Origin of the sequence: Gluconacetobacter diazotrophicus PA1 5, from assembly GCF_000021325.1 — a bacterium.
Classification (GTDB): Bacteria; Pseudomonadota; Alphaproteobacteria; order Acetobacterales; family Acetobacteraceae; genus Gluconacetobacter; species Gluconacetobacter diazotrophicus.
In genome coordinates, this window is record NC_011365.1 from 2,815,760 (window position 1) to 2,838,918 (window position 23,159).

Sequence of the window (23,159 nt, forward strand, 5' to 3'; positions counted from 1 at the left end):
GCGCCATGGCGGTGCAGGCCATACCGTTCGCGGTGCAGTCCTACCGGGCGCGATCCGTCGCGCTGGACGCGCAGCGCTGCGTCAATTTCTATGCCGAATCCGAACCGAAGGACGCGAAATCGCCTGTCGGGGTCTGGGGATGTCCGGGGATGGTGCCCTTCGCGCAGTGCGGGGCGGGGCCGGTCCAGGGCATGTGCATGATGGGCGGCGTGCTGTATGTCGTCTCGGGCCAGGCGCTGTACCAGGTCGATGCGGACGGGTCGTCGGTCGAGCTGGGGGCGACCTGGGTGACGGGCCCGGTTTCGATGGATACCAACGGCACCGAGCTGGTCTGGGTCGATGGGGAATCCGGCTGGCATTATTCCGTGGCCGGCGGGGTGCAGCGGATCACGGACGAAAACTTCTACCCGGCCGACAATGTCGTGTATTTCGATACCTATTTCGTGTTCAACCGGTCGGGGACGCAGCAGTTCTTCCTGTCGCCGGAGGGGGGGCTGCTGCCGTTCGACGGCACGCAGTTCGCGTCCAAGGAGGCGACGGCGGACCCGCTGCTGGCCGTCGTGAACACGCACGAGCAACTGCTGCTGTTCGGCGCGTCGCGGACCGAGGTGTGGTACGACGCGGGCAATGCGCCGCCGGCCTTTCCGTTCCAGCGGTTCGACGGGGCCTTCATCCAGCGCGGGATTGCCGGACCGCATGCCCATTGCCTGGAGGACAACACGACGTTCTTCCTGGGCGATGACGGGATGTTCTACCGGCTGAGCGGGTTCCAGCCGCAGCGCGTGTCCACCCATGCGACCGAGGGGGCATGGCAGGCTTATCCGACGATGCGCGATGCGCGTTGCTTCAGCTACACGCTGGAGGGGCATAAATTCGTCAACCTGCTGTTTCCCTCGGCCCCGGCAAGCTGGGTCTTCGACGTGGCGACCGGCCTGTGGCACGAGCGGGAATCCTGGGCCGGCGCCAGCGCGGACAGTTCCATCGGGCGCTGGCGCGGCAACGCTGCGATCATGGCCTATGGGCGGGTGCTGGTCGGCGACTGCCTGGGCGGGACGGTCGGGCAGGTCAGTTTCCAGGTCTATACCGAACTGGGGGCGACGATGCGCGGCATGATCGTCTCGCCGCCCATTCACGACGCGCGCCGCCGGGTGTTCATGCAGCGGTTCGAGTTGGACGTGGAAACCGGGGTCGGGCTGCCGGGGGCGGCCACGACGCGGAGCGTGGCCTATGCGCCCATGGGGGTGGTGCTGTCGTCGCCCGCGCGGTTGGCGCACGCGGGCGCGCCGTCCGGTTCGCCGGCATCCATCGCCAACCTGCTGGCCAGCATGTGGGTCTGCCTGCCGGATGATGGCGGCGTGCCCGGCGGGCTGCTGGTCGGCAATGCCCCCACGCTGGATGGCGGGCCGGGCTTTGCCGTGCTGCTGGCCGACGACCCGGCCGGCGGCGGGGCGCAGGTCGTGATCCGGGCGTGGGATGCGGGCGGCAACCCGATCGTGGCGGCCAGCTATGGCTATGCCGGGTGGTCGAAGTGGGTGAACGTGCAGGTTTCGCTGTCTCCGGCATTACAGCAGGTGCAGGTCTATGCGAACGATGTGGCGCTGGTGCCGGCCGGCGTGACCTGGTCGTCGGCGCTGCCGGTGGCCAATCCTGCGGCGCAGCCCTGGATCGTGGCGCCGTCGGATGGGACCGGCAACCCGCCCGGGGTGCTGGCCGACCCGGACTTCGGCGGCCATACGGCGGGGGAGGGAACGCATTGGGTGAACACGTCGCCCATGCCCGACCAGTTCGGCAACATGATCTCGCGGGACCCGGTGGGGAACGTGAATGCTGTTTCGCAGGCGGGCGCGATCGCGTGGTCGCTGCCTTACGCGACGATCCAGGCCGATGTGGTGTCGCAGATCGGCGCCGTCACGAACTGGTTTTCATCGGGCGCGACGCCCAGCGTGCTGATGCAGGGCCAGTATCTGGCCATCGCGACCGGGTTCGGTTCGTGGTATGTCGGGCTGTCGGTCTACCGGTTGAATGACGGGGCCGCGCCGGCTTTCCTGGGCTTTGTCCGCTACTGGACGAGCGCCCTGGGCGTGGATGACGGAGACGGGCGGTGCTTCCTGGCCGGCGCCCAGACGATCGACGATCCGATCCTGATGGTGCAGGACGGATGGCCGGGTACCGTGAAGAATGTGTGCGTCTTTCCGTCGATTTCGCAGATCGTCTCGGGCGCCGCGAGGACTGGCGGACTCGGCGGGCTGTATCCGTCGCTGGGCAATACGGCGACGTGGGCGGCGTGCCAGGTGCCGCAGATCAATTACGCGTATCCGGCGGCACTGGGGACGAATCTGCTGACCCAGTGGGCGTATAATGGGAACGTGGGGTTCTTCCTGCCGGACGGCGAGGGAGGCACCAATCATTATCTGTATTTCAGCCGGGGCGACATGGCGGCGAATGCCGTTGCCGGTGGGAACGCCAACAGCGAAATCGCGAACGTCATCGGGCCGGCCTGTCCGGACGGCGCGATGGTCAGGATCGCCATGGGCGCGGTCAGCTATGACGCCCTGATCGAGGCGAACTTCGCGAAAAACGGCGCCACGTCCTTCACTGCGACCTTGCCGATGTACAGCATCGACAATGCGAACTGGGTGAACGGGGCCGGGGCGGCGCAGATTCCGTTTTCCGACGAATATGCCTACATCACCACCGGACAGCCGGGCGGAACGGATGTCTATGGCGGCCAGCCTGGCCTGATGCCGATTCCCGGAACGTCGCACTGGCTGGTCACGTTCCTCAAGGTCGGGCGGTCCGACAGCCAGGCCAACCTGTCCGGGGCCAGCGTGTGGGATACGGTGCGCACGTTCGTCTATGCCGGCGGAAACGCCGTGCAGCTCGGGGGCGCCGTCTCGGGCGAGGCGTATGCCGGGGCGGCGGACTGGTCCGGATACACGCTGCCGGGATCGACGGGCGTGTGGGGCGACTGGAACGCCGTCGCCTATGTGCGGGACGATACGGTTCTGGTCTTCGGCAATATGTACGGCACGGCGGCCGGGGCCTATCCGGCCCCCGAAGGCGCGCAATATTGCACCCGGTTCGGCACGCTGGCCCTGGCGGTGGCGCAGCTTGCCGACCTGTTCATCGCGACCCCGCCGGCGCCCGTGGATCTGTCGGTGGTCGCGAACCGGCGCCTGTTCCGCAGCGCGGCCGGGGGGGCGCGGTATCCGGGGGCGGACGGATCGGTGCCGCTGGGTGTCGCGCCGCCGGTGTTCCTGACCGTAGCGCCGGGGACGCAGGTGGACACCTTCGCGAATAACGGCGGCAGCGGTGGTCCGTTTGCCCTTTCGGGCACCCTTGATGCAGCAGAATCCAACCCGCCCGGCAGCACCTATCAGGAGGTCATGGACCAGGCCGCCAACACGCCCGTGGGGGCCGACCCGCAGATCATGCTGGACTGGTCCGACGACGGGGCGCGGACATGGAGCGCGCTGCGGCTGTGCCGGTCCATGGGCCGCCAGGGCGAATACCTGACGCGCCTGCGCTGGATGAAGCTGGGGCAGGCGCGGCAGCGGGCGCTGCGCCTGCAGGTGACGGACCCGGTGCGGCGCAACCTGATCGGGTTCTATCTGGATATCGAAGCGGGGATGGACTGATGCCGGAGCCATCGCGCCAGACCCTTCCGGTCGGGGATCGTCCGTTCGTCGACGGCACCGGGGCGCTGACCCTGTCGGCCTATCAGTTCCTGGCGCGGCTGCAGGCTGGTGCCTCCGCGACGATCCGCAACGTCCAGGTGATCGCGGCGGCGCTGGGCGTGCCGGTGGCGTCCATCCCGGCCGACGGATCGGCGCCCGTCACGCTGCCGGCGTCCTATCCGCCGGTGCCGGACGTTTCCGCCGGCCTGCGCGATTCCGTGGCCGATGCGCGGCTGCTGGCGATGCTGTCCGGCGCGTCCCGCCCCGACGTGTCCCGCCCCGTGGCGGCCCGGGATGCGGGCCCGCCGCCTGCCGCGCCGCCGCCGGGTGTCGTGGTGCTGCATAACGGTGCGCGGGTGCTGGACGGGTTCGGCGTGCCGGCCGGCCGGGTCGCGGGGTGGATCGGGGACCTGTACCTGCAGCGGGACGGCGGTGCCGCCGGCGCGCTGTGGTCGAAGCGGCAGGGGGCCGGCACCGAAACGGGCTGGGCGCCCGCCGGCGGCGCGGCGGGCGTGCTGCCGCTGGTCAATGGCGACACGGGTCCGGTCGGCATCCTGTCCGACCCGGCGGGGCAGACAATCGGGGTGCCGATCTGATGGGCAACAGTACGCTGATCACCGACTATCTCGGCTATGGCCCCGCGGCCGGCCGGCCGGCGGCGCCGGCGGTTCCGGCCGGGTGCCTGGGGCTCTATTACGCGGCCGATATCGGGCAGGTCTATGTCTGGGACGGGGCGTGGCAGGCCTGGGCGCCGCCCGGGCAGTCCTTCGCCGGGTCGCTGGCCGGGGCGGGAACCTCGCAGGGGACGGCCGCCGCACTGGCGGCGGACGTCAACCTGTTCACCACCGTGGCGGCCGGGAGCGGGGCGGTGCTGAGCGCCGGTGCGGCCGGCACATGGCAGAAGGTGCTGAACCGGGGGGCGGCATCGCTGCTGGTCTATCCGCCGCCGGGTGGGGCGATCGACGCGGGGGCGGCGGATGCGCCGGCCACCATCCTGGCCGGCGGGGGCGCGACCTTCTGGCAGAACAGTGCAACGCAATGGTATTCGGAATGAAGACACTGCTGATCCTGGCCGGCGCGCTGGCGCTGGCCGCCCCGGCCCGCGCGCAGGTCGTGGGGCCGGTTTCGCATCGCGACGTGCCGGCCTGCCCCGACAGCGGGGGGAATCACCTGAATTACCAGCCGGCAACGGGGGTGTTTTCCTGCGGGACGACGGGGAACGTGCCCGCGATCGGCAATGATACGGTGCTGGGCAATGTCAGCGGCGGCACGGCGGCGGCCGGGGCGCTGACGCAGGGGCAACTGACGGCGCTGGTCCAGCCGTTCACCGCCGGCCTGTCGGGCGCGGTGCCGGCCAGCGGCGGCGGGACGACCAGTTTCCTGCGTGCCGACGGGACATGGGCGGCGCCACCAGGAGGGGGCGCCGCCACGCCGCGGATCGTCCAGAGCCAGGTGGTGGCCTATCCGTCCTCGGCGCTGTCGGTGGCGCTTCCGGCCGTGCCCCAGCCGGGAAACATGCTGCTGTTCGTCGGCACGAAATGGAGTACCAGTCCCTCGATGGTTCCGGGCTGGACGCAGCTCTACTGGGCCGGGTCCGAGTCCAACGACGGGCTGATGGTCGTCTATCGGTATGCGATGCCCGGGGATACCGGCAGCATCACGCTTTCGACCCAGGCGACGGGGTGGTCGGGGTGTCTGTTCGAACTCTCCGGGGTGGCGGCGGGCAATATCGTTTCCGTCCAGGAGGGCGATAATTATTCGGGCGGCGGTACCTCGGTCAGCGCGGGGTCGGGGCTGCCCGACGACGACAGCATCCTGGTCGGCATCGTCTTTTCCGAAGGGGCCGCCACCCAGCCCACCGTGACGCTGACCGGCGCGACGCAGGGACAATCGACATGGGCGACCGGGTCATCCAATGGTGGAAACCGGTTCGTCGCATCGTTTTCGACCGGCCCGCTGCCCAGGGGCGGGGCCACGATCGGCGCGGCGTTTTCGAGTGTCGCGACCGGGGCCAACATCATGGGGGCGGTCGCGATCAGTCCGGTGCGATAGGACGGTGCGACAGGACGGGGCGACAGGACGGGGCCGGGCACAGGATTGCCCTTGCCTGCCTGATCTATATTGTAGCCCATACGCTTCCCCAGACCCGCGGAAAACCATGAGTAACGGTGACATATTAAAGAGACCCCAGCGTACGAGTGCTGTCATTTTCCTTGTCGTGACTCTGGTCTATTTTTATTCCGCGGTGCGGTATGCGCGTCATGCCCCGCTGTGGATGGATGAAGTCCTGACTTATTACACCATTCGACAGGCGGACCTGTCCCACGTCCTGAGGGCTGTCTGGAGCGGGACCGATTTTTCGCCGTTTTTCATGCATGCCGTGCTTCATGTCATACCGCCTGTCGACCAGGGCGACCTGTTGTCTCCACGCATTCTTTCAATTTTTTCCGCTTATGGTGCCGCGCTGTGCCTGTTGCGGCTTGCGCGGAAATATTTTGAATTGCCGGTGGCGGTTCTGTCTTTCAGCCTGCTGCTGGCGTCCTATTTTTTCTTCTTTGCCGTGCAGGCGCGCGAGTATGCGCTGATCGTTTTCCTGTTTTCCGCTTCCCTGCTGGTGTGGAGCAATGTGTGTGACGGGAATAACGACAGAAAGAACCTGTTCCTTCTGTGGGTTTTCCTGTCACTGACACTCTGCACGCATTTTTATGGTGTCGTGTCGATCGTCGTGATGGCGTTGTGCGAAACGGTCTGGGACCTGCGGACAAGGCGTATCCGCTGGCCGGTATGGATCACGCTTGCGGCGACCTGCCCGGTCGGCATGGCCTGGATCCCGTGGGCGCGTCATCTGCAGATGCTGAATGCCGGCGATCAGAATGGTCCTTTTTATTATGCTTATCCCACGTTCGAAAAATTATGGTCCTATACGGTTCTCTTTGTCGGGGGGAACTATGTTTTTCCGATCATCGCGGTGTCGTGTCTCGCGGCTTCCTTCCTGTTCCCCGGTTCCGGGGACGTCCCGCCGGAGAATGCGCAAGCGGGACGCCGCGTCCTGGGATGCATCGTGCTGTCCGTCGGCTGCGTTCCCCTGATCGTGTTTTGCCTGGCGCGTTTTCTGACCGGGTCCTTCAGTGCGCGCTATATGGCTGATTTCCTGACCTTCGATGCTGTCGCCATCCCGTTCGCGATAGGGTGGACGCGACGCGCGACGCTGTTTTCGATGTTGATGTGCCCGGCCCTGGCCTGCATGATCGTGCTGTATTCGGCCGATGACACGATGGACCTGAGTTCGGTCAGAAGTCTGCGGGCCATTCCTTCCGGCCTTCCTGTGGTGATTGGCGAGGGGCTGCTCTTTATCGAATTGCAGCAGAAAATTTATCGGCCGTTTTCGAGGCATGCCGTCTATCTTTATGGATTGGAAAACGTTCCGAACGTCGACCGCACGAATGAACATGCGATACGGTACCTCCATAAGGTTGTGCCGTGGATGCGGGTCAGTCAGTTCGACGATTTCTTGAGGGACAATCATCATTTTTATGTCCTTTCCCGAAATCCGGCTACGGAAGACTATGTCTCGCCGGCGCTCAGGCAACGCGGAGTCCTGTGCCGAACGGCGTTCAGGGACGCGGATGTGACGGTGTTCGAGGCCGGGACGGACTGCAAAAGGATGGTGCCCGCCGTATCGGGACACTGAAACCTCGGTCCCTGGAAGCGGGCGGGATCGGCGTCCGTTCTTGTGCTTGCGCGGGCATGCCGATCCGCGATACAAACCAAGCATCGGGCACAGGCACCGCCCATCATCCGAACGTCCCCCGCCGGGGGATGTGTACGCGAATGCAGGTGCCATGTCCGTCCAGCCCCTTTCCCTGATTCCCGCGCAGGCCGTGCCGTCCGCGACCGCCGTGCTGTATACGTCGCCGGTGGGCGTGATCTCGCGCATCGACAGTCTGAGCGTATGCAATGTCGGGGCCGTTCCCGCGCAGGTCACGATCAATCTGGTGCCGTCGGGGGCGGCGGCCGGGTCCGGCAACGTCACGACGTCCGGCCAGACCATCCTGCCCGGCCAGACCTGGAACAGTCCGAACGAGATCGGCAAGGTGCTGGGCGCGGGCGATGCCATCGCCGTCCTGTCCTCGGTTGCGAACGCGTTGACGATCGTGGCCGGCGGCCTGCAGGTGACCGCGTCGTGACCGCGTATCGGGTCGAGCCCTGGGCACGGGTCCTGCCGGAGCTGCAGGCGTTGTGGGAGGGCCATTGGCGCGAGGTCGGGCGCGACCATGATGCGATGCCGCTCTCGCCCGATCTGGCGAAATACGCGGCGATCGACGCGCAGGACTGCCTGCATGTGGTGACGATGCGGTGTGACGGCCGCCTGGTCGGCTATGTCGTTGCCATCATCCAGACCCACCTGCATTACCAGACGGTCCTGCATGCGGTGCTGGACCTGTATTACGTCGTGCCCGAGGCCCGGCGCTGGATGGCGGGGCCGGCGCTGCTGCGCGCGGCCGAACGGACGCTGGCCGCGCGGGGCGTGCGGCGCGTGGTCGCCGGCACGAAACTGCATCATGCGCCCGACGGGCGGCCGCTGGATAACGGCGCGATCCTGCGGCGGCTGGGCTGGGCGCCGTTCGAGACGCTTTATGAAAGGTGGATCGCACCATGACATCGATCATCGGCGGGGTCGCCGGGGGCGTGGGATCGCTGGTCAGCGGGCTCATGGGGTCCGGCGCCGAGAAGAAGGCCGCGGAACAGGAGGCCCAGGTCGAACAGAATGCCCTGAATTACGACCAGGGCATCTATAATACGGCGACCACGAACCTCAGCCCGTATGTCTCGACCGGTACCAACGCGCTGTACAGCCTTGCGGACCTGATGGGGCTGGGCGGCGGGTCGAACGGGCAGGGGGCGGGCGCGCTGGCGGCCTATAACCAATATACCCAGACGCCCTATTACACTTTCCCGCTGCAGCAGGGCGAGCAGGCGCTGAACCAGGCGGCGGCGGCGAAGGGGCTGTCGCTTTCAGGCGGGCAGCTTTCGGCGCTGGGCAATTATGCCCAGAATTACGCCAGCCAGAATTTCGGGAATTACATGACCGCCCTGCAGCAGTTGGCGGGGCAGGGATCGAGTGCCGCCGGGACGCTGGCGTCGGCCGGGGCCAATGCGGCCTCGACCGACGGTTCGATCGCGTCGCGCCTGGCCAGCGCGCTGGCCGGCGGCACGATCGGATCGACCAGCGCGCTGGCCAACGGCATTGCCGGCCTGCTGGGTGGACTGGGCAGCAGTACGAACCTGAGTGCCCTTCTGTCGTCCGTCGGGGGCGGGACGTCGTATTCGGACCCGTTCGGGGGGGGCGGCACGACGGCGACGGGATTCTGATGCCCGGCGCGTGCCGCCGCCTCGGCGGGCGGCGGCACGCGTGGTTCGTTATTTGGCCGGAGCGGCCGGCGCGGCCGGAGCAGCGGCGGGGGCCTTCGTGTCCTTGGTGCGCGGGGCGAAGACCATGTCGTCCGCGATGAAGCGCAGCGCGTCCTGCGCGTCGGCCAGGGCGGTGTCGGCGCCGTGCGGGTCGGTGTTCACCAGGTTGGAGGCGCGGTAGACATCCGCCGTCACGGGCTGGAGCGGGGCGACGGCGATGATGAAATCGACGTCGATATCGGCGTTGGCCAGCGCGTGGCTGGTGGACGCGGTATCACCCTTCTTCAGGCTGCTGTTCGCGGCCTGGACGGCCTGGGCCTTGGCCGGCGTGGCCTCCGGGTCGCGGCTGACGACATATTCGCCGTCCACCGGAATCCAGGTCACGTCCTGCGTGGGGGCGGTGGGCGCGGGCAGGTGGCCGGGCTTGCCGGCGGGGGCCTTCGGGGCCGGGGTCAGGGCCGCTTCCGCGCGGACGAAGCGGTGGTCGTCGCCCTGGGCCCGGTCCAGGGCCTGGTTCGCGTCGGCCAGCAGCTTGGTCGCGCCGGCCTTGTCGCCCTGGGCCAGGGCCTGGCGGGCCATGTCGATATCGGCATAGGCGCGCAGCCCGTCATGCGACAGACGGCGGAAATCGTGCTCGACCGCGTGACGGTTCGGCCTGGCGGCGTGGGCCTGCGGGGTGGCCACGCCGGAAATCGTCAATCCCGCGGTGGCGAGTCCGGTACCGAGTGCGAACGCGGAGAGGCGGCGGCGAAGAGGCATCTGGAATTCTCCTGTTGACCCCCGAGGATCGCGCCGATGCCGCGCGGGGCATAGGCCCGCAGGCGCAAGGCGGAGTCCCCCGTGGCGCATGGCGATGGCGTGTGGCCGTGGTGCGTGGCGGTGTGCCGGCCGTGACGGGGCCTGTCGAAATACCCTGATCCGGGAATGGAATTTTTCATGCGCGTTCCTGCGTCATTGCCAGCATGGGCCGCCGTCGGCTAGGATGACGCATCAGGGCACAGGCACCGCCCGTCAACGACACGCGCCCCCCGTGCGGGCGTGGGTGGGAGTGGTGCATGTCCGGTTCAGCCGCCCGTTTCGTCTGGCCCAACAGTTTCAGCGTGGACGCGGCCGGCGTGCCGCGCGCGGGCGCGCGACTGTTCTTCTACCAGACCGGGACGACGACGCCGCAGGCGACCTATGCCGATGCTGGGCTGACGGTTCCCAATGCGAACCCCGTCATCGCCGATGAAAACGGCCAGTTCGGCAGCATCTTCCTGCTGGGCGCCCCGTCCTATGCCGTGGCGCTGGAGGATGGGGAGGGCAATCCGGTCTGGACGATGGACCCGGTCGGCGCGGCGGGCGGGGGCGTGGGGGCGGTGCCGGTCGGGACCGTTGCGGATTACGCGGGCGCCACGGCCCCCGCCGGGTGGATGCTGTGCTGCGGCCAGGCGGTCAGCCGCGCGACCTATGCCGCGCTGTTCGCCGTCATCGGCACCACGTTCGGGGCCGGGGACGGGGCGACCACCTTCGGGCTTCCGGACCTGCGCGGCCGGGTGGCGGCGGGCGTCGACAGCATGGGCGGCACGGCGGCCAACCTGCTGACGATGGCGGGGGCCGGCATCAACGGCGTGCAACTGGGGGCCGCGGGCGGCAGCCAGATGGCGCCGTCGCATACCCACGCCGTGACCGACCCCGGACATGCCCACGCGGTGACGGACCCGGGCCATGCGCACGGGCCGGGCAGCGGCACCGGCTTCGTCGTCCCGCAGGGAACGGGCGGCGAGATCGTGACCTTCGATGGCGGAAGCCTGACGCCGGAACATGCGACCGCGCAGACGACGGCCGATACCACCGGTGTCACGGTGGATACGGCGACGACGGGCATCACCCTGGCCGCCGCCGGGACGGGCGCCAGCCAGAACGTGCAGCCCACGCTGATGCTGAACAAGATCATCTACACCGGGGTGGGGGGATGATCGGCGCGGGAGCGCACATTTCGGACTATCCGAAAGAAAGCGGGAAAACCATGGTGGATGAAAACCTGGTTCTGGACCCTGCCGAGACGTCGGAAACGCTGCGCCGGCACGGTGCGCGGATCGGGCGGCTGGAGGCCGGGCAGCAGGACATGATGATGAAGCTGGTCGAGATTTCGGCCGAAGGGCGCGCGCGCGGCGCGCATCAGGACCGGCGGGCCGATCGCGACCTGGAGCAGACGCGCCAGGCGATCGTGGATTTACGCCGCGAAATGCGCGAGGCGATTGCCGAGACCACCGCGCCGCTGGCGGAATCGCAGCGGACGCTGATCCGGATGAACGCGGAAATCGCAGGCGGAGTCAAGATGATCCGCAATGCGGGATTCGCGCTGGGGGGTGTGGTGTCGGCGCTGCTGGGCTATCAGCCCTTTACCGCGTGGCTGGGCCGAATCATCCAGGGCGGGGGGTCGTGATGGGCGGCATCGATCCCGGCGATCTGAAATGGCGGATCGTGGCGCCGGCGCTGGACCGGCTGGGCCTGGGCGGGCCGGCGGCCGTCAACCTGCTGACCGGCACCGCGCTGGTGGAATCGCGCGCCGCGCGGCTGGTGCAGGGCGGTGGCGGGCCGGCCCTGGGCCTGTGGCAGATGGAACCCGCGACGCATGACGCCCTGTGGCGGATGATGGGCGGCGATTCGGCCCATGCCGACCTGGAAACCCGTGTGCGGCGCATGACCTGTTCGGACATTCCGCGCGTGCGGCAGATGATCGGCAACCTGCGCTATGGCTGCGCGATGGCGCGGGTGAAGTACCGCTTCGACCCAGAGGCGCTTCCGGATGAGAAAAACCCGGACGCACTCTGCGCCTATTGGAAGCGTGTCTATAACACGGCACTGGGCGCCGGGGCGGTCGACGCGGTGCATGTGGCGGCCTTCGCGACTGCGATCGCGGCCTGAAAAGCGTGCCTGGAGAGGCGCGCTGGAGGCGATCCGACGTGCGTCTGCTGCGCGCCGGTGCTCACGGCCACCAGGCCGCTGCGCTCCGGTGCTCGCAGACACACGCCGGGCGCTTCACTTCGTTCCGCTCTCGCTCACCAGCACGCCTCTCCAGGCGCGCTTCGGAGTGATGGGCGCGGGCTTTTTCACAATTACTCGAAACGATGGAATTCGGAGAGTCTCATGGACCCGACGACGGTTTTTCGTACGCTTCTGGCGGCTGTGCCGGGGCGGTATCTGGTCGATGTCGCGGCATTGTGCGGGGTCTGCGCGGCGGTGATGCCGTGGCTGCCGGTGCCGGGGCGCGCGGGTTCGGCCTATGGCCGGCTGTATGTCGTCCTGAATGTCGTGGCGCAGAATTTTCGCAATGTCACGAACATGGTCCAGCCCGGCCAGGTGTCGGCCATGCGGCCCGGGTCGGCGCCCGGGGCGGAAGGCGGGCGGCGCCTGCCTCCGCTGGGGCTGGCGCTGCTGCTGGGGGGCGGGATGGCGCTTTCGGGCTGTACCGCCGGTACGGGCGGCGTGACGATCGATACGGCCGAACTGAATGCCGATGCCGGGGCCATCGCCTTCGCGGCGCAGGCGATCGAATCCGTCCCCGCGCTGTCGAGCCACCTCAGTGCCGACCAGGTGGCGGAGGTCAACGCGGCGCTGACGCGGATCAAGGAGATCACCGCGCAGATCAACGCCGCGTCCGGCGGCACGATCGATATCCAGACCGGGAAGGACTGGGCGTCGTCCCTGGCGTCCGAATTCCAGACGATCCTGACCATCGCCGCGCCGGTCGTGTCCGCCTTCGCGCCCGGGGTGGGCACCTACATCCAGACCGCCGAGCAGATCATTCCCCTGATCGAGGCCGCCGTGGGTCTGGCGCCGGCCAGCATGGCGGGGGTCGGCGGGGCGAGGCCGGGCGGGGGCGATGCGCCGGCCCTGCGGGCGGCGCTGTATCGGGGCGTCGCGTAGGGGCACGTAAAAAAGGCGGCGCCTGCGCAGCGCCGCCTGTCCCGTCGATAATAACCTGGCTGAAAAATAAACCGTGCGTCTGAAAACGATCTGTAATGAAGGGACCATGGCATGACCTGCATGGGTTGTGGAAATAACATCATTGTCATGTGCCTGATGCATGGGGGGAGGGCGTGATGGCGCGGCGGCTGGGCTGCCTGCCGGCGCGGGCGCGCCCCGGGCAGCCGCGCCTGTCGTCGCTGCGGATGATGGCGCGCACGGCGCCGCCCACGCTGCGGCGCGAGTCCATCGACCCGGCCCCGCTGATGCTGGGCAACGACGTGCTGGGCGACTGCACGTCGGCGGGGATCGGCAATCATCTGCGGGCCACCGCCGCGCTGGCGGGATTCCAGGTTGCGGTGGAAACGGCGGATGCCGAGGCGTTCTATGCGGTCTCGACCGGCTATGTCCCGGGGGATCCGTCCACCGACCGGGGCGGGGTGGAGGTCGATGTCCTGACCGTGGCGGGGCGCGACGGCTATGCGCTGGCGGATGCGACCTTCTATCCGCTGTGGGGATCGGCGGCGCCGGACGACCTGAACGGGCTGCGCAACATCATGGCCGGGCTGGGCGCGGCCTATCTGGGGGTGCAACTGGCACTGGCGGACCAGCCGGAGGACGGGGTGTGGGATACGACCACGCCGGGCGACCAGACGCCCGGGTCGTGGGGCGGGCATTGCCTGCTGGCCTGGGCCTATGACGGGACCGCCGACGATTCGCGGGTGTCGCTGCTGACCTGGGGCGGCATGCGGCACGCGACCTGGCGCTGGGTGCGGTCGCGGATCATGGAGTGCCACGGCCTGGCCTGGCGGCAATTGATGCCGGCCGGCGGCCTGGCGCCGGACGGCGAGGACTGGGACGCGCTGGTGGCGGCCAACGCGGCGTATCTGGCGGGGGAACCGGCGCCCCTTACTCGCCGGCCCCCAGCGCCAGGGCGAGCAGGGCCAGGCCCGACAGCAGCAGCAGGCTGAAGAAGGCCGAGGTGACGAACAGGATGGCCATGCGCGCCAGCGTGGGCAGCGGGCCCAGGCCGTAGAAGCCGCGCAGGTGCCGGTACAGATGCACCGGCGGCCCCAGCAGCAGCAGGTTTCCCGCATCGCCCACCAGGCGGGTGGCGATCGTCGAGGCGGTGAAGACCACGAAGGCGAAGCTGAGCGAATGGACCGAGAAGATGACGTGGTCGTACAGCGGGCGGCGCGTCGGCCAGTAGTACAGCACCCACAGGATGGCCGCCGAGATCGGGAGCAGCAGCAGGATGAAGCGTTCCGACCACTCGCCCATCACGTTCAGCACCTCGCCCGGATTGTCCGCCGCGTTCAGGGCGTGGGTGCGGACCCATGCGGTGGCCCGCGCGTGGCCGGCCCAGGACCATGTGTTCATCCCGGCGGCCAGTTCCGCGCGGGAGGCGGGGTCCAGGCCGGAATGGTGCCGGGCCGGTGACACCAGCGAATGGATGGTGAACATCATCAGCAGCACGACGAAGAACATGCGGATCGGCGGGATTTCCGACGCCCGGCGGCCCGCGATGTAATCCTGCGTCAGCCCGGCGGGGGCGAGGACCAGCCGGTGGATGGTGCGGCCGAACTTGCCGTCGGCGTGGGTCAGCATCTCCATGAACTCGGCGCACAGTTCCCACACCGAACGGTGGGGCGGCCCGCCCTCCTGCCCGCAATGGTGGCACCATTCCCCGACCAGGACGGTGCCGCAGTTCAGGCAGGCGGTGCCGGCCGGGGAAGGGGCGTCGTGCGTCATGGCGAAAGGGGTCTCCGGCTGGTGGGGGGCCAGTCTAGGATAAACCTTCCAGTTTCGAACAGATGCGGCCCGCGCGCGGCGTGCCGGGCGTTGCGATTGAGAATGAATAAGTTTATCATATTGATATTGAATGGTTTTTTCGATTTACAGGCGGGGCCGGCCGCGCTAGGGATAGAATCGAGACGATTCCACCCATTGACGAGGTCGAACCATGCCGATCAAGGACCCGAAGGTCATCGAGCACCTGAACACCCAGCTGACGAACGAGCTGACGGCGATCAACCAGTATTTCCTGCACGCCCGCACCCTGCGCCACTGGGGCGTCACCCTGCTGGGCAAGAAGGAATATGAGGAATCGATCGAGGAGATGCGCCACGCCGACTGGCTGATCGAGCGCATTCTGTTTCTGGGTGGCCTGCCGAACGTGCAGCGGCTGAACACCATCCTGATCGGCCAGGACGTGAAGGAGATCCTGGAGTGCGACCTGAAGCTCGAGGAAAAGGCGATCAACGACCTGCGTGAAGGCATCGCGTATTGCGAGAGCGTGCGCGACTACGTCTCGCGCGACCTTCTGCTGAAGATCCTCGAGAACGAGGAAGAGCACGAGGACTTCCTCGACCGCCAGTTCGACCTGATCAAGCAGGTCGGGATCGAGCGGTACATCCACCTGAACGCCGCCCCGGCGCCCGAGCAGGACTGAGCGGGACCAGGGCGTCCCCCGACGGGGATGCCCTGAAACCGGATCATTTCATTCTACCGGGCCGCGCCCATGTCTTCCGGGCGGGGCCACATGATCTGGGTCATGCCCATGTCCAGGTCGTGCCAGCGTGCCATGGCTGTCAGGCAGCCGGGGCCGATCAGGTCCACGGTGCGCCGGCCATCAGTCCCGCAATCCTGAATCCTGCCGCCCCGGTTCCTCTCGCCCGGATCGCCCTCCCTCCGGCGGGCGAGGGCGGGCGGGCCGTTTTCGGCCAAGTCTTCCGCCGATACATCGTCCGCCGGGGTGCGGCGTGGCAGCCAGTGGCCGGCGCCGGCCAGGCACGCGCCCAGCAGCGTGACCGCCGCCGCGAAGGGGGCCAGGACGTGGCGATGCGGGATGACCCGGCGCAGCATGCCGCGCACGCGGGCGTCCTCGCCGGCCTGGGCCGCCGAAATCGCATCGAGGAAGCGGCTTTCGGTCGTGCTGAGGGTCTGCGCGGCGGGCAGGCCGAGATCCAGCGCCTGCATCTTCAGCACCGCCAGCCGGTTCAGCGCCGTGCGGAAGGCCGCCGTCACGTCGTCGAAATCCCGGCGGAAGCACGGCATGAACAGGCCGGCCGGCGCGCGGCCCGTCCGCTGGCCCCCGGCCGGGTGCGGCGGGCCGGCCAGGCGGCGGAGCGTCCACACCGCCAGCCTTTCGCTGCATGAGAGATCATTCAGGATCGTCAGGCCTGCTGTCATGGCACCATCCGAATCCGTGGACTCGGTCCTCTGATGTGATGGCCCACTCTAATTGCGATCGCCTCGCAATTGCAATGTGTAAATGCGCACGCCCGGCTGTCGTCGAAAGGTGGTTGCAATTGATAGTCGATCGCAATACGGTCGGGTTCTCACGGCGTTGCCCGACCGAGTGTCGATTTCCCAACCCTGTCGCCGTGACAACTCACGCGGCATCGTCCCCCGTGCGGGGGCGATGCCGCCTTTCCCTTTCCTGCATGGAGGCCGATCCGACCATGAGCGAAACCACGGGGTGTACGGCCGACTGGCATCTGGCGCATTCCCGCCCGGGCCTGTTCCTGGAGTATTTCGATCCACGCCGCCCCTTTGCCCTGCGGATCAACACGCTGGTGGGGCGCTTCGGCGATGTGCAGCGCCTGTGCGACGGCGGCGAGGCGCGGCCCGAGTTCGTGCGGCTGCGCAATGAGCTGGCGTTCCACCTGGTGAAGATGTCGCGGTGGTGGGGCTTCGATTTCTGCCCGCGCGGGGTGACGGGCGTGCGCAACCCGCTGTTCATGGCCTGCGTCAAGGCGCATGTCGAACGATCGGCCGATGACGAGGCGCTGTTCGACCTGTTCACGATGCAGCGGCACATGCATGCCGGCGATCCGGGCCATATCCTGGTCCTGGGGCGCGACCCCGGCGCCGACCCGGCGATCTGCGTCCTGTATGGCGTCGACGGGCAGCGGCATTTCCGCTTCGCCATCGGATCACCCGGGCGGGAGCCGACCTGGAACCGGCAGGACTATCCCGATTTCGCCAGCGCCTGGCTGGCGGCGTGGGCCGTCCATGCCCTGATCCGCGACGACGAGGCGGGCCGGCGGGAGTTCGAGACCGCGCAGCGCGAGCACGATGCCGCGCGGGCCTGGCACCAGCGGCATTTCCACCGCTGCGACGCGCACCCGGTCATCCCGCTTTATGCCGACGCCCACGCGCATCTGTCGGGCTGCCGGTCCGAATTCGGGCGGAGCGAATTCCGCGCCATCGTCAACAAGCTGGCATTCGACATCGCCCGGATGGCGGTGCAGCGGCACATGACGCTGGCGGACGCGATGAAGGAGGGCGACGGGCGGGACATCCATCCCTGCATGGCCAATACGGTCAGGCGGCGCGCCCGGGCCTATGTCGCCACCTGCCTCGATCCCCTCGTCAGGGCCGAGATGGATGCGCTGCTGGACGGCGTGCTGTACCACCGGCCCAGGCGGTGCGTTTGAGAGCCTGGTTGAAAATGCTGGCCGGGTCGGGTGCCCGGGTGACCCGTCCGCCAGCCTGATCAGGCTTCCTCTCAAGCCGTCCGGGCTGCTGCTGCCCGCGCGGCGTTCTTTTCTTCCTCGGTCCAGACCTTGCGCTCGCGCTTCTTCTGCGGCTTGACTTCCTTGGCCGGCGCGCCGCCCAGCACGGGGGGGCGCATGGTCGAGTTCCGCGCCGCTTCGGAATGCCACGGGTGATCGTCCTGAACGATCAGGGCGCGACCGATTTCCCGCTCCACATCGCGCAGCCAGGCGCGCTGCTCGGCATCGCAGAGCGTGATGGCGAAGCCGTTGCGGCCCGCGCGGCCGGTGCGGCCGATGCGGTGGACATAGCTTTCCGGCAGGCTCGGCAGGTCGTGGTTGAAAACATGCGTCACCGTATCGACGTCGATGCCGCGCGCCGCGATATCCGTCGCCACCAGGACCTGCGCGGTTCCGGAGCGGAAGGCGTCCAGCGCGCGCTCGCGCTGGCCCTGCGATTTGTTGCCGTGCAGGGCCTCGGCCGTGATGCCGGCCTCGGTGATGAAGGCGCAGACTTCGTTGGCGATGTTCTTCTGCAGGGTGAAGACCACGGCCTGGCCGATTCCCGGCGTCCGCAGCATGGCCAGGAGCGCCGCCTTCTTGTCGGCGGCATCGACGAACATCACCGACTGCTCGATCCGGTCGACGGTGGTCGAGGGCGGGGCGATCTCGACCTTCGCCGGATCGCGCAGCAGGCTTTCGGCCAGCGTGGCGATGGATTTCGGCATCGTTGCCGAAAACAGCACTGTGTGCCGATCCTTCGGCAGCGTCGCGACGATGCGCTCGATCGGCCTGGCGAAGCCCATGTCGAGCATCTGGTCGGCCTCGTCCAGCACCAGTGCCTCGAGCTGCGACAGGTCGCAGAGGCCCTGGTCGATCAGATCCAGCAACCGCCCCGGCGCGGCCACGATGATGTCGACGCCGGCCTTGAGCGCGTTGACCTGGTGGACCTGACTGACGCCGCCGAAAATCGTCGTCACGCTGGGCGGCTGATGGCGACCGAAGCTTTCGAAGCCGTCGGCGATCTGGGAGACCAGTTCGCGCGTGGGCGCGAGGACCAGGACGCGGGCGCCGCCCTTGGGCGCCGGGCGGGGGGCCATGGCAAGGCGATGCAGCAGCGGCAATGCGAAAGCGGCGGTCTTGCCCGTGCCGGTCTGGGCCATGCCCAGCAGGTCGCGGCCTTCCAGCAGCATCGGGATCGACTGGGCCTGGATGGGGGTCGGGCTGGCATACCCTTCCTCGGCCAGTGCGCGCAGCAGGGTCGGCGCCAGGGAGAGGTCGGCAAACGTCATGGACATGGTCAAGCGGCGCCTCCGGCGCTGAGTAAGGCTGCGCCTGGTCGGGCTTCGCTGGTTCGGAACGCGGACCTTTTACGGGTGATGCCGCACCGCGTCAACGCGGAGGGGAGGGGCGCGCGGTGGTTTTCCCGCCGCCCGCGCCCGTCGCGGACCCTGCCCGCTGAACCGCTGGGCCCAGCGTCGGTGCGATGTCATCGAACGTATGTTCGGCCGTATGAAGGAGTGGCTGGGGGCTGTCATATTCCACGACTGCCTTGGCGGGAAAGATGAAGTCATGCAAAGATTGATAATCTCGTAACAACCCGCTCCAACTTGAACGAGGGTCAGTTGAATAAGTCCGCAACGCTCAGCCTTCATACACTTGACTATCCGTTCGAGACACTCGTTCAGCGCGCGAAAACAGTCCCGCCAAAGCTGATACTCGACCCTGAATTCCAGAGAAAATACAAGTGGGATAAGGAGGGATGGGGACGGGCTTCTAAGTTCATAGAGTCCTGCCTGATGCGGATCCCCCTGCCGTCCTGCTATTTCGCCGAGAATGATAACAAAGCGCACCTCGTCATCGATGGCGTTCAGCGGATCACAACCGTTATCAAGTTTATAAACGATGAATTCGCCTTGGAGGGTATGACCGCATTTCCCGAGTTAGAGGGTAAGAAGTTCTCCGAACTCGGGTCAATGGCCGCCGATTTAGAATCAACGACTATCCGCTGTGTTGTGCTTCGAAATGAAAATCCCAAAGAAATCATCGCTGAAATATTTTCACGACTTAATAAGGGGGCAGTCGAACTTTCAGATCAGGAGATTAGACATGCTCTATTCGCAGGCCCATTTGACGAGATATTGACTGAACTAGCAGAGGAACCAACGATCAAAAACTTCAAGCTTGGAAAATCAGGGCAGGCTTCTAGGGATGGACGAGAGGGAGAGGAACTTGTCCTCCGATATTTTGCTTTCAAGGAAACCAGCGGAGAATATAGCGGCAATCTGACAAAATTCCTCGATAAGTTTATGGAAAAATCCTTAAAATTTGATGTCGCAAAGATTGAAGAACTGAAAAATAATTTTAGGCAAAGTCTTGCCGCATGTCAGATTATATTCAATAATGATGAGATTTTCTCTGACATCAGCAAAGAACGACCGCGTCAAGGCGTCGTTTATTACGACTTGCTTATGGGTTCCCTTGGATCGATCGATCCGAAGGTTCTGCACAACAAGCGCGACAAGATACGCGCGTCTTTCAAGACGCTATGTCGTTCGGCTGAATTTAAGCGTCTTACGGCAGGTGGTGTCCAGAGAAAGACCTCGATCATTCGCCGTAACGAGCTTTGGAATAACCAGCTAAAGGTAGCCATCGGTGATTGATCCGTCGCTACTAGTCCGTTTCACAGAGCAGTTCGACGGACTAAAGGAAGTAGTTCGCCAGTCTGAGTCACGAACTATAATGAATAATCCGGACCAATTATTTTTATTAAACCAGAACGTCTTCGTAAAATCATATCTCGTTAGCGCCTGTTCGATACTCGAAGCATTCATTCAAGATCTGACGATGGCATATGTCGACGAAGTCCAGAACCGCATTAATGAAGCTAATCTTCCTTTCAATTTTGTCATCTGGCTCGCTGAAAACGATAAAACTAAATCGGAGTTTAAGTTCTTCCGAGGAGGAAAAACAAAGAAAGACATAGAGCCCGATCCGAAAGTTTTTGAACAATACCAGCCTGTTGTGATTCATCCGTCTTTGCGAAGAGATGGAGTGAATGGTGACATGGACTGGTATTGCCCGACGTGAACATAGCCGGGAAGGGTTGCGATATCCATCGGATATGACGGACGGGGAGTGGGCTTTGATCATGCCATTTGTACCCCCGGCGAAACGGGGCGGTCGCCCCCGCACTACGGATATGCGCGAGGTGGTCAACGCGATGCTCTACATAGCCTCGGCCGGGTGTGCGTGGCGCCTGCTGCCGAAATGCTTTCCGCCGGTCTCGACCGTCAGGCGCTATTTTTACGCCTGGCGTGGTGCCGGAGTGTTCGAAGTCATGAATACGGTGCTGGTCATGAGCCTGCGCGAGATCGAGGGGCGTGAAGCCTCTCCGAGCGCGGGCGTGATTGACAGCCAGTCGGTGAAAACCACGGAAAGTGGCGGGCTTTCGGGCTATGACGCGGGGAAGAAGGTCAAGGGCCGCAAGCGCCATATTGTGACGGATACCTGCGGCTTCCTGATCTTTCTCCTCGTTCATGCCGCCGACATCCAGGACCGTGATGGGGCTGTTGATGTCCTGGCAGCGATACGCAGGCGCTTTCCCTGGCTGCGCCACATCTTCGCTGATGGCGGCTATGCTGGCGACAAATTGCGATCCGCGCTCGCCTCCATGGGAAAATGGACCCTTGAAATCATCAGGCGGTCCGATACGGCGAAGGGCTTTCAGATCCTGCCGCGCCGCTGGGTGGTTGAACGGACATTCGCATGGCTGGGACGGTGCAGGCGGCTCGCCAAAGACTGGGAACAATCCATTGCTTCCTCAACCGCATGGACATTGATCGCCTCGATCCGAATGCTCACACGACGGACAGCAAGGCATTGTCACGGTTGAAGAACTTTCGGATCGGGCTCATAGAGGATATGATTTCTCCGAACTACTGGAAGACTATGAAGGCTTTCGATCGCGTGGGAATTAATCTTCAGGGAAGTAGCGTAGAGCAATTCAAGGACGAAATCACGACTACGGTCCTGAAGAGAAATCGAATTGTTCACCACAATGATGAGGCGTCAGATATTAGTTTCGGAGATGTTGTCAACAAAATAGATTTGTTTAAAAAATATTGTCAGTGCCTATTTTTTGTGGTCTCAGCGAACACACACATAGAAAAAGGTTCATAAAATATTTTCTTCTTGAGCATCGCTATGCCGGAATTATTCCCGCCCAACGCACAACTGAGATCACAGTGACTATAACTTCGATACACGTTACCCGCAGATGGATTAAAAATAGAGCATTTTCCCCATCTATCCGAGAGCAGTCCACAGTCCCACTCAGCAGTAGAGCTTTGAAATAATCATGTCCGCTATGTGGAAAGCGCTGCAGCAACCCGAATGACCGAGTTGACGGCGAAAGCGGCCCGGTTGGCCAATGTGGAAAAGCGGATCGACAGTCTGAGGCATTGAGGAAAACGGAGTTTTCGGCGCGAGGCGTCGGTAAAATGATTACCCCGAGCGCAGGGAAAAGCGGGTGATTTCGGAGGGCTTTCCTAGCCGGAGTGCGAAGCCGGGCCATAGGCCGGTGCCGTTGCTGACGTAGAGGGTCATGGTGCCGAGGGTGTAGCGGCCGGAGACGAAGCCGTTGTTGCCGCGTGCGACGAGGCGGTCGAGGCCCGGGATCATGCCGCCGTGTGTGTGGCCCGACAGTTGGAGGGCGATGCCGCGTTCGGCGGTGGATCGCGCGTGGCGGGGCTGATGATCGAGCAGCACGATCGGGGCGCCCGGGGGGCTGCCTTCGAGCGCCGCGTCGAGGTTCGGGCCGGCATGGCCGTGTCCGGGGGCGGACAGGTCGGTCACGCCGGCGACGACCAGGTGTGTGGTTTCACGTGTGACAACGGCGTGGGTGTTTGCCAGCATGCGCAGGCCCAGGTCCGACAGATGGCGCATCCAGTCGGCATAGTCGAAAAAATATTCATGATTGCCGGGGACCGCGAACACGCCGTCCGGGGCGTGCAATCCTTGCAGCGGCGCGATGTCGGTGCGGCGCATGGCCACCGAGCCGTCGATGAAATCGCCCGTCACCACGATCAGGTCCGCCGCGGCGGCGTTGGCCCGTGTCACCACCGCCTGGCTCCAGGCCGTCGGGAATAGCTTGCTGACATGCAGGTCGCTCAACTGGAGCAGCCGATAGCCTTCGAATGCGTGCGGCAGGCCCGCGATCGTGACCGTCACGTCCCTGATCGGGGGGACCCGCAGCGCGTTGGCGACGCCGATGGCGGCGAGCAGGCCGGCCAGGCCGCCGGCCGCTTCGCGCGCCGCATCGGGAATATAAACCAGTCGCCACCGCGCCAGCGCCGTGGCCAGGGCGCCGAGATCGAGCGCGATCTGGAACAGGGCCAGGAACAGGATGGCCCCGAAGGCCCAGTTGAACGCGATGACGAGGGGACGGGGGAATTCGGGCGCGAACACGGAGCCCGAGGAAAGCCGGGACCAGAAATGATATTGGGACGCCACGAGCAGCAGAATGGCCGCCGGCACTTTCAGCCATAGCGGAAGCGTCAGCGGCAGCAGCCAGTTCAGGATGACGATCAGGCAGGGGAGAGCGAAGATAAGGCGCACC

The 23,159-nt window shown here is 65.7% G+C and carries 24 protein-coding genes; 19 read left to right on the forward strand and 5 right to left on the reverse strand.

Features of this window, described 5'->3' with window-relative positions:
- Positions 1 to 5: 5 nt before the first annotated feature.
- From GDIA_RS12905 to GDIA_RS12940, 8 genes are all read left to right on the forward strand, one after another.
- A complete protein-coding gene (locus GDIA_RS12905) occupies positions 6 to 3,638 on the forward strand; it encodes a packaged DNA stabilization protein (RefSeq protein WP_012554418.1) in 3,633 nt (1,210 codons plus the stop codon).
- Positions 3,638 to 4,273, forward strand: coding sequence for a hypothetical protein (locus tag GDIA_RS12910; RefSeq protein WP_012554419.1), 636 nt, complete (start codon positions 3,638 to 3,640; stop codon positions 4,271 to 4,273). The genes GDIA_RS12905 and GDIA_RS12910 overlap by 1 nt, the downstream gene beginning before the upstream one ends.
- The gene (locus tag GDIA_RS12915) at positions 4,273 to 4,731 is read left to right on the forward strand and encodes a hypothetical protein (protein ID WP_012554420.1); all 459 of its coding nucleotides are present in this window, start codon (positions 4,273 to 4,275) and stop codon (positions 4,729 to 4,731) included. The genes GDIA_RS12910 and GDIA_RS12915 overlap by 1 nt, the downstream gene beginning before the upstream one ends.
- Entirely contained in the window at positions 4,728 to 5,729 is a 1,002-nt protein-coding gene (locus tag GDIA_RS12920) for a hypothetical protein (RefSeq protein ID WP_012554421.1), read from the forward strand. Before GDIA_RS12915 ends, GDIA_RS12920 begins: the two co-directional genes overlap by 4 nt.
- A 223-nt stretch (positions 5,730 to 5,952) precedes the next feature.
- Positions 5,953 to 7,368: a glycosyltransferase family protein gene (locus tag GDIA_RS12925; RefSeq protein WP_244410105.1), complete on the forward strand. Its 1,416-nt coding sequence runs from the start codon at positions 5,953 to 5,955 to the stop codon at positions 7,366 to 7,368.
- 151 nt (positions 7,369 to 7,519) lie between these two features.
- Positions 7,520 to 7,864, forward strand: coding sequence for a hypothetical protein (locus tag GDIA_RS12930; protein ID WP_012554423.1), 345 nt, complete (start codon positions 7,520 to 7,522; stop codon positions 7,862 to 7,864).
- The gene (locus GDIA_RS12935) at positions 7,861 to 8,337 is read left to right on the forward strand and encodes a GNAT family N-acetyltransferase (RefSeq protein ID WP_012228379.1); all 477 of its coding nucleotides are present in this window, start codon (positions 7,861 to 7,863) and stop codon (positions 8,335 to 8,337) included. The genes GDIA_RS12930 and GDIA_RS12935 overlap by 4 nt, the downstream gene beginning before the upstream one ends.
- The gene (locus GDIA_RS12940; protein ID WP_012554424.1) at positions 8,334 to 9,050 is read left to right on the forward strand and encodes a hypothetical protein; all 717 of its coding nucleotides are present in this window, start codon (positions 8,334 to 8,336) and stop codon (positions 9,048 to 9,050) included. The genes GDIA_RS12935 and GDIA_RS12940 overlap by 4 nt, the downstream gene beginning before the upstream one ends.
- Positions 9,051 to 9,098: 48 nt before the next feature.
- Here GDIA_RS12940 and GDIA_RS12945 read toward each other — a convergent pair whose 3' ends face one another.
- Positions 9,099 to 9,848 carry a YfdX family protein gene (locus GDIA_RS12945; RefSeq protein ID WP_012228384.1) on the reverse strand — a complete coding sequence of 250 codons (750 nt, stop codon included), beginning with the start codon at positions 9,846 to 9,848 and terminating at the stop codon, positions 9,099 to 9,101.
- Between the two features lie 296 nt (positions 9,849 to 10,144).
- Here GDIA_RS12945 and GDIA_RS12950 point away from each other — a divergent pair, with 296 nt between their 5' ends.
- From GDIA_RS12950 to GDIA_RS12970, 5 genes are all read left to right on the forward strand, one after another.
- Positions 10,145 to 11,047: a phage tail protein gene (locus GDIA_RS12950; RefSeq protein WP_012554425.1), complete on the forward strand. Its 903-nt coding sequence runs from the start codon at positions 10,145 to 10,147 to the stop codon at positions 11,045 to 11,047.
- Positions 11,048 to 11,097: 50 nt separating this feature from the next.
- Positions 11,098 to 11,517: a hypothetical protein gene (locus tag GDIA_RS12955; RefSeq protein WP_231854160.1), complete on the forward strand. Its 420-nt coding sequence runs from the start codon at positions 11,098 to 11,100 to the stop codon at positions 11,515 to 11,517.
- Entirely contained in the window at positions 11,517 to 11,999 is a 483-nt protein-coding gene (locus GDIA_RS12960) for a hypothetical protein (protein WP_012554426.1), read from the forward strand. The genes GDIA_RS12955 and GDIA_RS12960 overlap by 1 nt, the downstream gene beginning before the upstream one ends.
- 222 nt (positions 12,000 to 12,221) lie before the next feature.
- On the forward strand, positions 12,222 to 13,001 hold the full coding sequence (locus tag GDIA_RS12965; RefSeq protein WP_012554427.1) for a hypothetical protein: 780 nt from the start codon (positions 12,222 to 12,224) through the stop codon (positions 12,999 to 13,001).
- Between the two features lie 173 nt (positions 13,002 to 13,174).
- Positions 13,175 to 14,011, forward strand: a complete 837-nt coding sequence (locus tag GDIA_RS12970) for a hypothetical protein (RefSeq protein ID WP_244410106.1) — start codon at positions 13,175 to 13,177, stop codon at positions 14,009 to 14,011.
- Here GDIA_RS12970 and GDIA_RS12975 read toward each other — a convergent pair.
- Entirely contained in the window at positions 13,950 to 14,792 is an 843-nt protein-coding gene (locus GDIA_RS12975) for a DUF3667 domain-containing protein (RefSeq protein WP_012228391.1), read from the reverse strand. The two genes, GDIA_RS12970 and GDIA_RS12975, sit on opposite strands and share 62 nt — an antisense overlap.
- A gap of 211 nt (positions 14,793 to 15,003) precedes the next feature.
- Between GDIA_RS12975 and bfr the strand changes: the two genes are divergently transcribed.
- The gene (gene bfr, locus GDIA_RS12980; protein ID WP_012228393.1) at positions 15,004 to 15,492 is read left to right on the forward strand and encodes a bacterioferritin; all 489 of its coding nucleotides are present in this window, start codon (positions 15,004 to 15,006) and stop codon (positions 15,490 to 15,492) included.
- Positions 15,493 to 15,545: 53 nt separating this feature from the next.
- Here the strand turns inward: bfr and GDIA_RS12985 are convergent, their stop codons facing one another.
- A complete protein-coding gene (locus tag GDIA_RS12985; protein WP_012554429.1) occupies positions 15,546 to 16,232 on the reverse strand; it encodes a hypothetical protein in 687 nt (228 codons plus the stop codon).
- Between the two features lie 272 nt (positions 16,233 to 16,504).
- Here GDIA_RS12985 and GDIA_RS12990 point away from each other — a divergent pair, with 272 nt between their 5' ends.
- The gene (locus GDIA_RS12990) at positions 16,505 to 17,482 is read left to right on the forward strand and encodes a hypothetical protein (protein ID WP_012554430.1); all 978 of its coding nucleotides are present in this window, start codon (positions 16,505 to 16,507) and stop codon (positions 17,480 to 17,482) included.
- A gap of 71 nt (positions 17,483 to 17,553) precedes the next feature.
- Here the strand turns inward: GDIA_RS12990 and GDIA_RS12995 are convergent, their stop codons facing one another.
- Positions 17,554 to 18,837 (reverse strand): DEAD/DEAH box helicase, encoded by a 1,284-nt coding sequence (locus GDIA_RS12995; RefSeq protein WP_012554431.1) that lies wholly within the window; start codon positions 18,835 to 18,837, stop codon positions 17,554 to 17,556.
- A 327-nt stretch (positions 18,838 to 19,164) separates the two neighbouring features.
- Between GDIA_RS12995 and GDIA_RS13000 the strand changes: the two genes are divergently transcribed.
- The 4 genes from GDIA_RS13000 to GDIA_RS19945 all read left to right on the forward strand — a co-directional run bounded on the left by GDIA_RS13000 (position 19,165) and on the right by GDIA_RS19945 (position 21,721).
- Complete coding sequence (locus GDIA_RS13000) at positions 19,165 to 20,202, forward strand: DUF262 domain-containing protein (protein WP_012554432.1); 1,038 nt, start codon at positions 19,165 to 19,167, stop codon at positions 20,200 to 20,202.
- 184 nt (positions 20,203 to 20,386) lie between these two features.
- Positions 20,387 to 20,629, forward strand: coding sequence for a hypothetical protein (locus GDIA_RS19265; RefSeq protein WP_244410107.1), 243 nt, complete (start codon positions 20,387 to 20,389; stop codon positions 20,627 to 20,629).
- Complete coding sequence (locus GDIA_RS13005) at positions 20,598 to 21,434, forward strand: IS5-like element ISGdi1 family transposase (protein WP_012222260.1); 837 nt, start codon at positions 20,598 to 20,600, stop codon at positions 21,432 to 21,434. The genes GDIA_RS19265 and GDIA_RS13005 overlap by 32 nt, the downstream gene beginning before the upstream one ends.
- Positions 21,371 to 21,721, forward strand: a complete 351-nt coding sequence (locus GDIA_RS19945) for a HEPN domain-containing protein (RefSeq protein ID WP_407635494.1) — start codon at positions 21,371 to 21,373, stop codon at positions 21,719 to 21,721. Before GDIA_RS13005 ends, GDIA_RS19945 begins: the two co-directional genes overlap by 64 nt.
- Before the next feature lie 324 nt (positions 21,722 to 22,045).
- Here the strand turns inward: GDIA_RS19945 and GDIA_RS13010 are convergent, their stop codons facing one another.
- A complete protein-coding gene (locus GDIA_RS13010) occupies positions 22,046 to 23,158 on the reverse strand; it encodes a metallophosphoesterase (RefSeq protein ID WP_012554433.1) in 1,113 nt (370 codons plus the stop codon).
- Position 23,159: the final 1 nt, after the last annotated feature.